This is a genomic window from Thiomicrorhabdus hydrogeniphila, assembly GCF_054656895.1.
This window is the reverse complement of sequence record NZ_BAAHXL010000001.1, coordinates 2,100,808-2,116,592: the sequence shown is the minus strand read 5'-3', so window position 1 is coordinate 2,116,592 and position 15,785 is coordinate 2,100,808. Positions and strand designations below refer to the sequence as shown.

At 37.8% G+C, this 15,785-nt stretch carries 10 protein-coding genes; 5 read left to right on the top strand and 5 right to left on the bottom strand.

Going from position 1 to position 15,785, the window contains the following annotated elements; genetic code table 11:
- Positions 1 to 25: 25 nt before the first annotated feature.
- The 5 genes from ACYQ0E_RS09565 to ACYQ0E_RS09545 all read right to left on the bottom strand — a co-directional run bounded on the left by ACYQ0E_RS09565 (position 26) and on the right by ACYQ0E_RS09545 (position 5,715).
- On the bottom strand, positions 26 to 253 hold the full coding sequence (locus tag ACYQ0E_RS09565; RefSeq protein ID WP_460188002.1) for a hypothetical protein: 228 nt from the start codon (positions 251 to 253) through the stop codon (positions 26 to 28).
- Positions 254 to 605: 352 nt separating this feature from the next.
- Complete coding sequence (locus ACYQ0E_RS09560; protein ID WP_460188001.1) at positions 606 to 3,095, bottom strand: EAL domain-containing protein; 2,490 nt, start codon at positions 3,093 to 3,095, stop codon at positions 606 to 608.
- A 251-nt stretch (positions 3,096 to 3,346) separates the two neighbouring features.
- Positions 3,347 to 4,225: a 3'-5' exonuclease gene (locus tag ACYQ0E_RS09555; RefSeq protein ID WP_460188000.1), complete on the bottom strand. Its 879-nt coding sequence runs from the start codon at positions 4,223 to 4,225 to the stop codon at positions 3,347 to 3,349.
- A gap of 129 nt (positions 4,226 to 4,354) precedes the next feature.
- Entirely contained in the window at positions 4,355 to 4,804 is a 450-nt protein-coding gene (locus ACYQ0E_RS09550; RefSeq protein ID WP_460187999.1) for an HIRAN domain-containing protein, read from the bottom strand.
- Positions 4,805 to 4,818: 14 nt separating this feature from the next.
- Positions 4,819 to 5,715 (bottom strand): RluA family pseudouridine synthase, encoded by an 897-nt coding sequence (locus ACYQ0E_RS09545; protein WP_460187998.1) that lies wholly within the window; start codon positions 5,713 to 5,715, stop codon positions 4,819 to 4,821.
- Between the two features lie 259 nt (positions 5,716 to 5,974).
- Here ACYQ0E_RS09545 and ACYQ0E_RS09540 point away from each other — a divergent pair, with 259 nt between their 5' ends.
- From ACYQ0E_RS09540 to ACYQ0E_RS09520, 5 genes are all read left to right on the top strand, one after another.
- Positions 5,975 to 7,189, top strand: coding sequence for an EAL and HDOD domain-containing protein (locus ACYQ0E_RS09540; protein WP_460187997.1), 1,215 nt, complete (start codon positions 5,975 to 5,977; stop codon positions 7,187 to 7,189).
- A gap of 134 nt (positions 7,190 to 7,323) precedes the next feature.
- Positions 7,324 to 8,121 (top strand): M48 family metallopeptidase, encoded by a 798-nt coding sequence (locus ACYQ0E_RS09535; protein WP_460187996.1) that lies wholly within the window; start codon positions 7,324 to 7,326, stop codon positions 8,119 to 8,121.
- Positions 8,102 to 10,990: a PD-(D/E)XK nuclease family protein gene (locus ACYQ0E_RS09530; protein ID WP_460187995.1), complete on the top strand. Its 2,889-nt coding sequence runs from the start codon at positions 8,102 to 8,104 to the stop codon at positions 10,988 to 10,990. The genes ACYQ0E_RS09535 and ACYQ0E_RS09530 overlap by 20 nt, the downstream gene beginning before the upstream one ends.
- A complete protein-coding gene (locus tag ACYQ0E_RS09525; protein WP_460187994.1) occupies positions 10,990 to 14,691 on the top strand; it encodes a UvrD-helicase domain-containing protein in 3,702 nt (1,233 codons plus the stop codon). The genes ACYQ0E_RS09530 and ACYQ0E_RS09525 overlap by 1 nt, the downstream gene beginning before the upstream one ends.
- 212 nt (positions 14,692 to 14,903) lie before the next feature.
- Positions 14,904 to 15,587: a class I SAM-dependent methyltransferase gene (locus tag ACYQ0E_RS09520; RefSeq protein ID WP_460187993.1), complete on the top strand. Its 684-nt coding sequence runs from the start codon at positions 14,904 to 14,906 to the stop codon at positions 15,585 to 15,587.
- Positions 15,588 to 15,785: the final 198 nt, after the last annotated feature.

The window sequence follows — 15,785 nt, the reverse complement described above, 5'->3', positions numbered from 1 at the left end:
AAAAAATTAATTAGAAGTTAAAAAATTAATCAAAAGTAGGGTGAAGTAATATTTCTCCCTGTGTCATCTCTAAATTTGAGTGGTCGCTGGTGTGTACTTCATATTTAAGATAATGACTTTTAGGCCAGTTAAGAAGCTCTTCTCCCATGGTGCGCAAATACTCTGGTGAAGGGTGTTTGGTTTTAAATATTAAGCCATGTTCACCTGTTACTTTTAATACATACAATGGGCCTAAATTATTTGTTGTGATCATGCTTCTTTCTCTTTGATTAAATAGGCTTTAGCCTTACTAGCACTGTGCCGACAATAGGCATAATGTAGCGGTTTAGCATTTTATGATTGATTAGATTTTATTAAGATAGTTTGAAGTGGCTAACCGACAGGGTTATTGAGAATCATCACGGCTTTGTGCTGAATATTTGCAGAAGTTTACATAAAAACGTAACCATTTTTATTCGTTTATGGTTTTTTGACTTTCGCCGAGTTTTAGGTTTTTAGTAAAGGTTTTATCAGTATATAGCAGACAGAAAAAAACACGCAAATTATAAATGATTTTTAGCATGACTCTTCATCACAATCATACCTAAAATGGGTGTTTTTTAATCTTAAATAGAGTGCTTTTTATAGTCTAAAAACCACTCTTTTAGTTCAGTTAAATTCATGGGCTTGGCAAATAAAAAACCTTGGACGACGTCACAATTTTGTTGATTTAAAAAGGCTTTTTGAGCTTCGGTTTCAACCCCTTCGGCAATGCTTGTCATATTCATGCTATGAGATAAGCTAATAATGGCTTGAGCCACCGTTCGTGCTTTTTCATCATTGTCCAATCGGTGAATAAACGATTTATCTATTTTTAATTTATCTAACGATAATTGACTTAACTGAGATAACGATGAAAAGCCTGTACCAAAGTCATCAATGGCTATTTTTAAACCAATAGATTTTAGCTGATCAAAGAGGGTGTTCCATTGTTCTGGATTACTCATAACCACTGATTCTGTGATTTCAATTTCTAACATAGAAGGCTTGATATTGGTTTCTTTTAAAGTGTTTTTGAGCATTTTATAGAACTTACTGTGCTCAATTTGTTCGCCAGAAACATTGACAGAAACATAGCCATCAAATAACCCATCATCATGAAGTGCTGCAATATCATTACAGGCCTGGCAAAGAATTTGTTCACCTAATGGAATAATTAAGCCAGCTTCTTCAGCAATAGGAATAAATTCATCGGGTAGTGTTAACCCTCGACTAGGATGATGCCATCGGGCAAGGGCTTCAATACCCACTGGCTTTTGCGTTATTTGATTAATGATGGGCTGATAGTAAACACCAATATGCCCATCGGTAATTGCTTTGGTTAGTTCTTGAATAGTTGTGGCTCTATTAATTGCATCAGAGGCCATTTGTTTATTATATAAAGCGTAACGATTCTTACCTTTGCGTTTGGCTTCATACATAGCGATATCGGCATTTTTGAGCAATAAATCAAGTGTTGTAGCATCTTGTGGGTAAACACTAACCCCCATGCTGATGGTGATTACTAAATTATGTGAATCAAAATGAATTGGGTTACTAAATGCCTTAAGTAGTTTGTCTGCAATTAGTGACACTTCTGAATTATGTTCAATGTCTTCGAGCAAAATAACAAATTCATCACCGCCAAAACGGGCAACGGCATCACTGTCTCGTACGGTTTTTTTAATGAGTTTCGATACAGCAATTAAAAGCTCATCACCCGCCTTATGGCCATAACTGTCGTTAATAAATTTAAAATTATCTAAATCAATAAAACACAAGGCAAAACAGTTCTTGGAGCGTTGTGATTTTTTGATAGCTTGTAAAATACGTTGTTGTAGCGAATTTCGGTTATCAAGACCTGTTAGCACATCGTGATGTGCTAAAAATGCTAACTCTTCTTGTGATTGTTTTAAGTCGGTAATGTCTTCAGCCGATGAGAGTGAACCAATAATCTCGCCAGCCGCATTTCTTAGCACCGTGTTATTAGACGAAACTAAACGTTGTGCACCCTCTTTAGTCACAATGAGGTTTTCATTGTTAAAATGAGTTTGGTCATCGCCCTCAATTAACTCATTAAAGTAACCAAGCATAGCCGTTTTTTGTTTTTCAGGAATAAACTCATCAAACCAGTTTTTGCCGATAATTTTATTTCTGGGATAGCCTAATAATTCACAACCCGCTCTGTTAATTTGAGTGACATTACCTTGTAAATCGAGAGCTAAAATCATGATTTTGGCAATATTTAAGTATTCTGAAGAGAGCTCTTTTTCAGAATTAAATTGCGCTTTAATTTTAAGTTTCTCGGTTACATCCGTTAAAACAGTAATGCAATTACTGGGATCATTTTCAATGATAAAATGTGAGACATCAAAATGATGTATTTCCTGAGTTACGGGTGATTTAATGTGTACAAAATCTATATCATCTTGGGTTTGGTTATTTTCGGCTTCTTGTTGCCAACTTGTCAGTTCTTGGTAGACGTGAGTAGGCATTGTTTCAATAACTTCAATAAGTGAATCGCAAGCAAAAAAGCGTAAAACAGGCTGGTTAACACTAATTAATTTTTGGCCCTTAAAAGCCATAACAAAACTGTCTAGGGCATTAAGAATATCGCCTAAATAATGAGAATGTTCTCTCAGCACACTTTGTTGTTCATTCATATCACTTAATAAATCTAAAAAGTGCTGTTTATTTTGGGCAAAAAATTCAAAAGGTGCAAAGCACGCTTGGGTGCCAATAAATTGATGTGTTTGGGTGTATTCAGGCGCTGAAAATAACACAACGTTTGTTATTTCTTGGTTCTGGCGTTTTAGGCTAAAACAGACGCTGTTAGATTTTTTAATCTTGCTAGGGGGTGATGTTAATTGCTGAGGCAGAAGTTCAGATGATGGTGTGATAAATTCATGAATAGACTTGCCTATAACATCCTTTGCTTTATAGCCTGTTAAGGTTAACCAGGCCTGGTTAATATCAATAATATGTTCAGAAGAGTCTAGTTGATGAAAGCAATAACCTTTTTCGTCACAACTCTGCTTGTTTAACCAGTTTGTTGGCGTAACATTTTGTCTAAACATAATTCTTATATAACCCTTGTTAGTCTATGTGTATTATCTTTAAACCTTGCTTATTCAGTACTGCTTACTCAATAATACCAAAAATTTTTAAGGGTAGGTGTTTGTTATTGTTAACCCGTTTATTTGTAAGGGAATTTATTTAAGACCTCTGCTCGTGTTATAGACAAAATGGTATAAAAAGTTAAAAGGCTTAATTTAAGCGTAATGTTAAAGCGTTTTTACATTTTTAAATTAAGGAGTAAGTCATCAACTTAACGCGCTCTAATAGAAAAACTATCGGTGGCTTTAAGCTTAATTACCGTAGGGTTTGGGGTTTTATGCTCTATTAGCCAAGCCAATTCATCTTGTAGTTTTGAATCATCCAATACTTTTTGCCATACGCGCTCACTGGCATTCCAGCGATAACGACGGTTGCGTAAATCATCTTTAATTTCAAATGGCGCACCAGTCGCTTTAATAAATGATTTACTTTCTCTAACCGCACTTAATAAAAAACTAAAAGCAGGTACTTTATTTTCAGATATTTTGCAGGATAAAAGTTGCGTTAATGCTTGAACATCGTCTAAAGCACGGTGCGCTCCGTAAAAGAATTGCCCCACTTTCCAGCATAAAAATTCTTGGCTTCTTGAGCCTACATGCGCTTCTTTCATCCAATCAATTTGTGCAACTGAACAGCCCCAAATTTTATTAATAAATACATCGCTATAACGTTCTACAACAGGGCGGTCAAAGCCAGCGTTGTGTGCTACACAAAGTTGTACTTGGCTTATTTCTGCTTCAACCACATCCCAGGGTATTTTATGGCCTTTAACATCATCCATGGTTAAACCCGTTACTTCAGTAACTTCGGCACTAATTTCACCTTTTGGCTCATTTAAAAAGTTTTGCGCGCTTAAAACTTTGTAAAAATTACCGTTGGAGTCAAATTCAATAATTTGGTAACCCAATTCAATAATCTCGCAGACATCTGTATCCAGGCCAGTTGTTTCAGTATCAATAATACAAACCTTGTGGGTTTGTTCTGGTGCATTGGCATTAAATTCTGTTTTGGCTACCAGTTTATTAAGAACTTGATAGTCTTCAGATAGGTTTAGTTGTTCAGCGCAGTGTTGTAGGTTTTGTTCTGTCATAGTGAGTCTTTGAGTGATAGGTGCAAAAGATTGATTCAAGTTCGGTCGATTCAATTTAGGTCGATTCAAGTTGCATACGATTGTATCAATATTTTTGGCCGTTGAGTTATTGCTATTCAGTTATTCTTGTTAAGAGTGATGTCCAAACAAGCGTTCTTTAGTACGTTTTAATGAATAAATTTTTGCAATAATTTTACTTTGAATAAAGAGCCATACATAGGGTAACCAGGCCTGGTTAATTAATATTTGGTAATCAATCTCTATGCGTTTACCTAGTTGAGCGTAATGCACTATATGTATTTCTGAAATCAAATGATGAGAGTATAAATGGCTAATTTTTGCAGAAAGGCTTTTAGGCACATAGCCTAATAATAAACCAAGTTGATTAGCGTGAGTTTTATCGTAAGTTTTATCGGAATTGACGGGCAACCAAATTTGCATAGCATTTTTATCAAAGCCATTGTCGGGTTCTGGTTTCAAAGAGAGAATAGTGTTTTTAGTTAATAAACCTTCTTGCATTGCGTCATAAGCACTGTAATAAAAAGTCCCTTTAATGGGCAGTGTAATGGTTCTTTGCATTTTACCAGGCCTGGTTAATGAGCACTGAGTAGATCAAGTTGAGGTTCCTCAAGTCTAAACATTTTAGCTTCTCCTGTGATTGGGCAATCAAAGTTGAGTTTATAGGCGGTTAATTGTAAGTTGGGACGACAATCAAATTGTTTGTCTTGTTTTTCATTGCCATACAATCGATCACCAATAATAGGAAAACCCGTTTCCGAAAGATGGCGACGAATTTGATGTTTGCGACCCGTTTCTATATCAATGTGTACTCGTGATATATCACGTTGTTTCTCATAGCGTAGTTGCACAATATAACTAATGGCTGTTTTGCCATCAATCGCCAGGTCAATGGTTTGTATCTCTTTAGGATATTGTCCGCAAACATTGGCTTGATAACTTTTATGGATTTGATTTGTTTCAAAAAGCTGGCTTAATTTAGCCGCCATTTTTTTGCTGTGAGCCAATAGCATTATGCCTTGAGTGGCTCGGTCTAAACGATGCACAATCCAGGCCTGGCGAATTTGTTTTTTGCCATTTACCTCGGGTTGGTAATTTTGTTCTACCCAACGATATAAAGCCGTATGGTCTGCCCACTTTGAGCCTTGAGACAACATACCTCTAGGTTTTAACCAAACAGAATACTCTATAAAATCCGCTATTAAAGTAGGTATGGCTGGCTGTTCATTTAATAGGTCTGGATAGTAATAAAAGTCTATTACCTGGCCTGGTAAAAGCATTTTTTTTAAACGACGTAAACGTTCTGGTTTACTTTTTGTGTTGCGAGTAACCCAAACAGCACCTTGTTGTGCATATTGTTTAAGAGCTTGTTTTGCTAGGCCTGTTGAATTAAACAATAACTCTAATGCGGTCTGCTCGATATCATTTTTAATGCAAAAATGCTGTTTATTGTTTGGGCTTTTATCTGTCATTGACATAGTATAAATGAGAAAATTTCAGTATAAAAATCATTTGTAGAATCATTTGCAGAGGTATGTTGTTGATTTTTATGATTCTAAATCAATTAAGTAAGTTATTCTTATTACTTTTTTAGGATTGGTACTATTTCTTTTTAATAATATTCCTATAATGGGCTAATAACTTATTTACTTTAGGGCTCTTAAAAAGAGATTTAAAAGCAATAAAAACAATACAAAATAGTCAAATATCGTTATAAACGGGAAGCACTCTATGCAAGCAAAACTTTTCTTAAATAAACAACCCATTCTAGATGCCAAACACGCACTGTATGGATATCATTTATCACTTGAAATTGTGAATGGTATTGCCCCAGATCAGGTTGAATGGAAAAGTGTTATGAAGGCTTTTTGTGAAGATATTGCAAAGCAAGATGGTATGGAAGCGTTAACAGCGAATAAACCTATTTTTTATAGAGCGCCAATAGAGGTTTTATCCTTAGATTATTTACCTAAAGTAGAGGATTTATCTTTTTTAACGGTCGAGATTGACCAGTCCGTTTTGCATAATAAAACGGTTTTGGAATCGTTAAAAGAGATGATTAAAGCAGGCGTTAAGGTTGCCGTGTTAGGTTATGAAAACAGCGATACTTACAAAAAATTAATTTCTATTGCTAAAACGGTAAAGTTAGATGCAAGTATCTATAGCGTAGAAGAAATAAAAACCATTGTCAGTGCTTTAACTATTCAACAAGTGAATACCGTTATTACAGGTATAGAAACCGAAGAACAATTTTTAGAATATGCCAAAGCCAATGCTTCTTGGTATCAGGGGTATTTTTTTACTAATCCCGTTATTTCAGGCCAAAAAGAATTATCGGGCAGTAAATTAGCTATGCTTAAACTTTTAGCTGAAGTAAATAATCCGGATATTGAATTTGATAAAATTGTACAAACAATTGGCTCTGACGTTGGGTTAACGCATAAGTTGTTAAGTGCCATTAACCATCCAAGTAACCATATTCCACAGGTTGTTGAAACGTTAAAAGATGCTGTAAATTTTATGGGGTTAAAACGTTTAAAGTTTTGGGTAAATATGATGGTTTTATCAGAAGCCAACGATGTGCCAAAAGAGCTTTTAATTACCGCGTTAGTTAGAGCCAAATTTATGGAATACTTGGCGGATAAACAGCATAAAGATGCAGATAAAGACCGTTACTTTATGACCGGTATGTTTTCAACCCTCAATGCCTTTTTAAAAGCCTCTATGGTTGATATTGTTGAACAATTGCCTTTATCATCAGAAGTTAAAATTGCACTTGTTGATCATTCTGGCGATATGGGAAAAGCCTTATATATTATTCGATCTCTAGAACAAGGTAACGCCGATATGGAAGGGAGCGGCATTGATATTATGATGGTTTCTTCTGCTTATATGGGCGCCAACTCTTGGGCAAATAAAACCATGGCTGGCCTAGAAGCGGCTTAAAGTCTACCGCGCATAAAATATGAATAACGCCTTGATAAACCATCAGGGCGTTTTTGTTTTTAGTGATTCATTAGAGACACTTGCACAAAACGAATTCACTGTTCGGACGGCACAAATAAAAATGAGCAAATTAGATGTTTGAACTTCAGTCTCTTAAAAATTCGTTATTGCCTGAGCTACCATCAGAATATCAGTTTGGTGATTACAGTCTGCCCATTGTGCTTTCGGCAAGAAGAAAATCCATTGCACTTAAACAACAAAAAGGCCAAATTGTTTTAGAAGTGCCCAAAGCCATAAAAGCCAAACAACTTAGCCGACTTTTAAAAGCTAATCAGCAATGGATATTACGCCGTATAGAAGTTTTATCAGAATATACCGCACCTGAATTTACAGGCAAACACGGCGAATCGTTTAGTTTTTTTGGTCAAAATTATGTATGTGCCTGGAGCTCGCTTTCAGAAAACAATGTGCATTTATCGAAAAAAAATCCTATTCAACTTCAATTTTGTCATATAAGTCATCTAGCCAATATCTCGTTTTGTGATACGGTAAGCAACAGCCTTAAAGAGTCACTTTGTTGCCAAACCATAGAAAGAGTTTTTAAAGAAAGAGCCTATGAATACCTCTTACCTAAACTCGATTTTTATGCCCAAATAATGGATGTGAATTATCAATCTTTAACGGTTAAAGGGTATAAATCTCGCTGGGGCAGTTGTTATTCAGATGGTCGCATTCAGTTTAATTGGCGACTATTACAAGCCCCTGAATGGGTAATTGATTATGTGGTGGTGCATGAATTAGCACATTTAGTGCACGCCAACCATTCGCGAGACTTTTGGAATTTAGTTGAACAACATTACCCAAAAACCCAACAAGCCAAACAAATATTAAAACAACAAGGCCGACAATGGATTGCGTTTTTACAGCGATAAAACAATCCTATTTGAAACATATTACCGACCAATGAGTAAAGCCATGCAAACCCTACACATTACCGCCAATAGCCGTTTAACCGCAGAAATTAAACAACAAGCGGTTCTTACGGCTAAACAAAAAGTAGTGCAAACACCTAAGGCAATGACTTTGGCACAATGGTGGCAAGAGTGGCAAACAGCGGCGTTATTAACGGGCGAATTAATAGTTAATGAATTGCCTAAAAAAGTCTTAAATAGTTTTGAAGCCCAATGGTTATGGGAACGTTTATTGCAAGAAGAGTTAGACAGCCGAAACACGTCTAGTACAGAACAAGAACACAGCGGCTTAAAACCCATCGCTTTATTAAATGTGCATACTACCGCAAAGCAGTTATACCAGGCCTGGCAATTTTCTGCCGAATGGTTACCAGAAGACTGGCTTGAACAAGCGTTTTTATCAGAAGAGAGTGAACTCTTTAAAACCGTATTAGCTCGTTATTTACAACACCTTAAAAATAAAAATTGGCAAGATGATGTTTTGCTTGCTCAACAACGATTAGCTTGGCTGAGCAGCGCTAAAGTGAGTCAAAAACGATTACCAAAGCAATGTAAATTACACGGGTTTGATGATCTCTCGCCCAATATCCAAAAATGGCAAGCAATCTTGCAAGAGAAAGGTTGCGATATTACGGTCGAAAACCCAAACCCTGAGATATCAAATCAAAATTACATAAGTTTTTATGCCGCAAAAGATACGTTTGACGAGGTTGAACAAGCCGTTTTATGGGCTATTAATGAAGTGGCAGAGCAGTTAAAAAGCAAACCTTTTGAGCAGATTAAAGTGGCGATTGTGGCGCCCAATATCAGTGAATATAAATCGACATTAATCCCTTGTTTAGATGAACAGCTGTTTTTACAAGGCCTGGGTAAACTGCAAACACAGCATAATTTAACCCAAGAGAATGGTTTGCCAATAAAGTCTAAACTGTATAACTTATCACTGGGTGAACCGCTGTTTTTAGTACCACTGATTGAAAACGCCTGGCAAACGTTAAGTTTATTTATGCAACCGACTAAAAGCGTGCCTTATCAAACTTGGAGCCAATGGTTAATATCGGCTTATACGCTTGGCGATTTTGCCCAAAGACAGCAGGCCGATGCCCAATTTAGACGTTTACAATGGGCTAATATTCAATGGCCAAAATTAATTGAAATTGATGCCGCTAAAAGTTTGCCTAAAACGTTAAAAACCGCCATGCAAAAAGGGTTAGAACTTAAATCATTAGACATTGAAAACAGCGTAAACCTTAAAACCTTTATAGACCAGGCCTGGCAAATTTTAGAAACCGTGGGTTGGCCAGGAAACCGCACCTTAAATTCTGATGAATATCAGCAAAAAACCGCTTTTGAAAACAGCGTAACGCAGTTTGCTAAATTAACTGAAATTGGGGGTAAACAAAGCTATTCAAAATGGCTCAGTTTACTTAAACGTTTTTTAACTGAACAAGTACATCAGTCTCAAAGTGTGGGGCATCAACCGATTCAAGTTATGGGTATGTTAGAAGCCGGTGGGCAAAATTTTGATGGCCTATGGATAATGGGTTTAACCAATGAAGCTTGGCCAAGAATGCCTAATCCAAATCCGTTTATTCCTATGCCTTTGCAGCGTCAATACGGTTTGCCAAGAAGTGATGCCAATCGTGAATTGATATATGCACAAAAAATTAGCCAGCGTTTAGCCAATTCATCCCCAAAAGTTATTTGGAGTTATCCACAGCAAATGGGTGATGCCATTATGCTGCCAAGTTCTATTTTGCCAAAAGCAGAAAAGGGCAATGAAAGCGTGCTATTTTATCAACCAAAACCCTACCAAACACTGGCAGAAACCATGTTGGCTTTGCGTGATAAAAATAATGGTTTGTTATGGGAGTTAGATGCCCAAGGTGCAGAAATTGCAGAAGGCAGTCTTGCTCCTGGCGGCACAGGCATTTTACAAGCACAAAGCAAGTGCCCGTTAATGGCGTATGTGGATTATAGGTTGGGCGCAAAATATGGTTTGCAACAGGTTGAAGACAGCTTGCAAAACACCAATCAAGGAACCTTAATTCACAAGGTGTTAGAAGACTTTTGGCAAGAAACCAAAACCCAAGTGGCTATGCTAAATTTAAGCCCCGAGCAATTAACAGAACGCTTAACAAACCATATAACAACCGCGTTTGAAACGGTGCAAGACAGCTTATCAAAAGGCATTTTAGAAGTAGAGCAATCTCGCGTTTTAGAGTTGTGTTTGCAATGGCTAGAGCTTGAATCAAAACGTAATACGTTTGAGGTCATTGAAACTGAACAAGAACACCTAATTACTCTAGCGGGTATTCAATTTAAAATTATTATTGACCGTGTTGACCAAGTCGATGGTCAAGCTGTAGTTCTGGACTATAAAACGGGTAAAGCCAGTATTAATAGTTTATTAACCACACCGTTAGAAGCGCCACAATTGGCGGTCTATTTATTGGCAATAACAAAAGATATTGGCGGCATTGGCTATGCTTTATTGCACTCGGATGACGGCGTAAAAATCAATGCAGTGGTGGAAGAAGAAGCCGTGCTTATTTCTAAATACCGCAGTATTCAAGTGTTTAGCAAAATGGCAGAAAAAGAGGGGGGCGACTATTTTGAAACCACCTGGCCAGACTTTTTAGACCACCTAAAACAACAAGTTTTAGAACTCGCTCAACAAATACAGCAAGGCCAAGCACAAATGACCTTTAATAAACCGCAAGATATTGAATACGCCGCAGGAAAATTGGCATTAAGAATGCCAGAAGTTATGCAACAACGGCAAGACCTTGAGTTAATGCAGGACGATTTTGATGGAGGGGCTGAATAATGCAACAAAATGACTTATTTGGCACGGATGTAACGCCTGAAACGCCTGAAATAACCGAAAACACAGTTTTACCAGGCCTGCAAAATTCAAATTATGAACAAAACATAAACCCAATAGCGTGGCTAAAAAATGAGTTTAATCTTGAGTTAGACAGCCACTTGAGTGATGGTGAAGCGCGTTTTAAAGGTATTCATCCACATTACTCTTATATTGTACAAGCGCCAGCCGGTTCGGGTAAAACCTCTTTATTAGCGCAACGGTTTTTGGCGTTATTATCGCAAGTAGACACGCCCGAAAAAATTGTTGCCATGACCTTTACCAAAAAGGCCGCCGCAGAGATGCGTGAGCGTATTATTGAAGCCTTAATGTTTGGCAAACAGCCATTACCAACTGATGCGAATATTGTAGAAAAAAACACCTGGCAACTCGTGCAAAAAGCCCTGCAAAGAGATGCCGAAAAACAATGGTCTTTATTAGATAATCCCAACCGTTTACGCATAAAAACCATTGATGGTTTAAACAGCTATTTAGTTGGTCAAATGCCTTTGCTTTCTAAAATGGGTGGCCAATCACAACTCTTGCAAGATGCTACACCAGCTTATCAAGATGCGGTTCGCCAAGTGTTAAAAATGCCACAACTAGAAGAACCCGTTGGGCGATTATTACGTTTGGTTAATGGTCGATTTAGCCGAGCCGAAAACTTATTAATGAGCATGCTTGCCAAGCGTGATCAATGGATGCGTACCTTAATAAAATATCAAGGTGATGAAGCTCGAGAAGTTTTGGAAGCCGCGATTGAAGAGATTGTCAGTAAATTATTGGCAGAGCAGTTTGAGGTTTTATATTACTTAAAGCCACTCTTTGAAGAAGTCTGCCAAATAGCCGATTACGCAGTACAAAATGATCAACCTCAATTAAGTGTTTTATGTGGCGCATGGCCAATAGCGGAAGACAGTTCTGAGATAGAAAAATGGCGTGTGTTAGCCGATTGGTTACTTACTAAAGATGGTTCTATTCGCAAAAGTGTTACCAAAAATAATGGTTTTCCTACAGGTAAAGGCGAGGCTAAAGAGAATAAAGATCGCTTTTTAGAGATTCTTGAAAAACTTAGAGTTGCCGCTGCAAATGATGCCAACGTTTTACCAGGCCTGGTAAATTTAAAAAACCTGCCAAATCCCGATTATAACGACGAACAATGGCAAGATTTACAGTGGTTAATTCAGTTATTAACCATAAGTACCGCGTTTTTAAAATTGGTTTTTCAACAGAGCGGACAAGCTGATTATATTGAGATTGCACAAGCTGCAAGCCAAGCTTTAGGTAGTGAACTTGAGCCAACCGATTTAGCGCAACAACTGGATTATCAAATTCAACATCTATTGGTTGATGAGTTTCAAGACACCAGTAGCGAACAGTTTAAACTGCTTAAACAACTGATTGCGGGTTGGCAAGTTGATGATGGCCGTACTCTGTTTTTGGTGGGAGATCCCATGCAATCTATCTACCGTTTTCGTGAAGCCGAAGTGGGTAATTTCTTAAAAGCCTGGCAAGGCACCATTGGTAATGTCACTTTAAAACAACTTAATTTACAGGTTAATTTCCGTTCATCGGCCGGAGTGGTTAATTGGGTAAACCAAGCGTTTAAACAGGTTTTACCTAAAGCCAATGCCATTGAAAAAGGCGCGGTAACTTACTCCGATTCTATTGCCGCTTCAACAGACATTCCAACAGATGATTCACCTGCAGTTAACCCGCATTGGGCGCTTAATCAATCGCCGCAAGAAGAAGCTCAACAGGTTTTAGAGGTTATTCAAAATCGCTTAAATGAGTTTGCTGAAGCGGAAAATAAACTGGATATTACAGAGCGAGAAAGCTTTCGTAAAAAACATAAAATTGCCATTTTAGGCCGTTCTCGTTCAAGTTTAATGGGCATTGCTCAACTGCTTAAACAGAACCAAATTGGTTTTAGAGCGGTAGACCTAGAAAACCTGGCCGATCGCCAAGAGGTGCAAGATGTATTAGCGCTAAGTCGTGCTTTATTACATTTGGCCGACAGAGCCGCTTGGATTGCCTTATTACGTTCTCCGTTAATGGGTTTAAATTTAACCGATATTTATACTTTAATTGGGGATAAACCATACCAAACAGCTTGGTCGGCGATTGAACGTGGTCGGTGTGACAAATTAGACTCAAATTCAAATTCTGAAAATTACCAGGCCTGGTGTTTTGATATGTTTCCACAGTTGTCAGAGGTTGCAAAAACACGTTTAAAACAAACGATTCCAGTATTAGAAAATGCTTTAAAACGCTTTGGCAGCTTGCCTTTTGCCACCTTAGTGCGTGAAACCTGGTTGCAATTAGATGGCGCACAAACGGTAGAAAATGCCGTCGCTTTAGAAAACGTTGATGTGTTTTGCCAAACTTTGGCCAATAGCGATAGTCCAATTATTGACTTACAACAACTTGAACAACAAGTTGAAAAACTCTTTGCCCGCCCAGACAGCTCACCACAAAGCCAAAGCATTGAACTGATGACCATGCATAAATCAAAAGGGTTAGAGTTTGATACGGTGATTTTACCAGGCCTGGGTAAAAAACCACGCAGTGACGATGCCGCTTTAGTTTCATGGTTTCAATTTTTAAGTGATGCGGGTGAAGAGCAGTTGGTGATTGCGCCCATTGACCAAAAAGGCCAAGCCAATTCTGGTTTACGTAATTTATTAAAAACTTTTGAATCAGAAAAACAGGGTTATGAATTAGGGCGATTACTTTATGTGGCCGCCACACGAGCCAAACAAAAGTTACATCTTTTTGGGCAAGTAAAATATCAACCGAGTGAAAAACAATTGGCGGGTGACGAAATTAATATTACGCCAAGCAAAGACAGTTTATTGCAGAGTTTATGGCCATTTGTTGATAAGCCGTTTATAGAACTTGCGGATAATTATGAACCGATAGAAAACGCGGAATCAGAAGTAGAAGAAAGTTGGCCAAAAGTCAGTCGATTACCGATAGAACGACAAGGTTTTGCAAGTTTTACGCCGCAAATGGTAAGTGAATTTTTTGCTTTAGATAAAGGCAAAACAAGCACACAAAACACTAAGGCAGGCTCTCAAGAAACCGATTTGAATGAAGAAAATTCAAATTTACCAGGCCTGGTATTTAGCCAACAAAACGCGCTATTAAATACCACCGTAGGTAACTTGGTACACGCCATTTTTGAACAAATGGTCGATGAGGGTTGTGAACGGTACAATACGCAAACGTTAGAAGAACGCTTACCCATGTATGAACTGTGGCTACAACAACAAGGTTTACCAGAAGTGGATTTACCCGAGGCCATTCGTCGTGTTAAGCAATCTGTTTTAAATGGTTTACAAAATCCTAAATTGATTTGGGCGCTAAATAATCAGCATGCAGAATCGGCAACAGAATATCCGCTTACTTCAATAGAAGAGGGTATTACAGCCAACCATATTGTTGATAGAACCTTTGTTGATGACAAAGGTGTACGCTGGATTGTAGACTACAAAACCAGTGTGAGTGAAGATGAGAATACCGAGCAATTTTTAAAACATCAAACCGAAAAATACCAACCGCAACTCGCACGCTATGGCGACTTGTTTAAACAAATAGAAAATCGCCCACAAAAATGGGTGCTGTATTTTAGTTACTTAGATATTTGGCATGAATTGAACTAAATTGTAATTCGTTTAACCACGAAACAAAGCACTCGGCTGCAAAGCCGAGAAGACACGAAGGCACGAAGAAAAAATAAAGAAGAATTTGGGAGATGGTTCTATCGCCTAGTTTTTGGATATGACTATTGGGAATGTTTTATCTTTAAAAAAACTTCGTGCCTTCGTGACTTCGTGGTCAATCGGATATTAAAAAAAGAAAAAGAGAGAAAACAATGGAAAAAACCCAAGCACAAATCTTACGTCATCATGGTGGTGATTCAGAACACGCTCGTAAAATGATTACCCAAAGTTATGAAAGACGTCACGGCGTTGATTTTTGGGAGTTCTGGAACGCACAAATGGGACCATCCATTGCTAAAGGCGATGTATTGCTAGATTTAGGCGCTGGAATTGGACAGTTTGTGGAAGACTTGGCAATTCGTTATCCAGATAACACCGCAGTAGGGATTGATGCGGCAGAATATATGTTAACCGCTCAAGTCAGTTTGCCAGACAATGCTCGTATGCTTAAAGATGACTTAAATCAACCGACTGCAAATATCGGTGATGGCAAAGCGGCCGCAGTAATGGCCAATATGTTGGTACATGAATTGCCGCAACCTATTAATATGTTTAAAGCGATTCATAAATGGTTAAAACCAGGCGGTCGTTTTTGCATTATCGATTTAGTTCGCCAGCCGTTAGAGGACTATTTAACCCATAAATACCCAAATGGCGAGTTGTTTAATAGTGAAGTAGCACGCGATGAAATTGAAGACGTATTTGAACACTTTTTAGAACACAATCGTTATCATGCAGATGATATTATTTTTATGCTCAAATCATTAGGTTTCAAACTAATAGAAAACACCCCACAACGCGACGGGCGGTTTGTGCGTATTGTGGTTGAGAAGTAATTTTTTAATTCGTTTTAGCAGGCCTGGTAAAAATCACAGCCCGATATATTTGAAGTTAGAAATACAGAAATAACGTAGTAAAACCTCCCTTTTGTAAGCAATCGTAATTTCATTTAGCGTAGGATGCGGTTAAAGATTTCCATTGTTTGAGTGGAGCTTGCGGAACGAGTTATGGAAATCTCAGCAGACAAGCTTAGT

Bases quoted from the DNA above. Each gene is read 5' to 3' on its own strand.
- ACYQ0E_RS09565 (WP_460188002.1), bottom strand. From the start codon at position 253: ATGATCACAACAAATAATTTAGGCCCATTGTATGTATTAAAAGTAACA.
- ACYQ0E_RS09560 (WP_460188001.1), bottom strand. From the start codon at position 3,095: ATGTTTAGACAAAATGTTACGCCAACAAACTGGTTAAACAAGCAGAGT.
- ACYQ0E_RS09555 (WP_460188000.1), bottom strand. From the start codon at position 4,225: ATGACAGAACAAAACCTACAACACTGCGCTGAACAACTAAACCTATCT.
- ACYQ0E_RS09550 (WP_460187999.1), bottom strand. From the start codon at position 4,804: ATGCAAAGAACCATTACACTGCCCATTAAAGGGACTTTTTATTACAGT.
- ACYQ0E_RS09545 (WP_460187998.1), bottom strand. From the start codon at position 5,715: ATGACAGATAAAAGCCCAAACAATAAACAGCATTTTTGCATTAAAAAT.
- ACYQ0E_RS09540 (WP_460187997.1), top strand. From the start codon at position 5,975: ATGCAAGCAAAACTTTTCTTAAATAAACAACCCATTCTAGATGCCAAA.
- ACYQ0E_RS09535 (WP_460187996.1), top strand. From the start codon at position 7,324: ATGTTTGAACTTCAGTCTCTTAAAAATTCGTTATTGCCTGAGCTACCA.
- ACYQ0E_RS09525 (WP_460187994.1), top strand. From the start codon at position 10,990: ATGCAACAAAATGACTTATTTGGCACGGATGTAACGCCTGAAACGCCT.
- ACYQ0E_RS09520 (WP_460187993.1), top strand. From the start codon at position 14,904: ATGGAAAAAACCCAAGCACAAATCTTACGTCATCATGGTGGTGATTCA.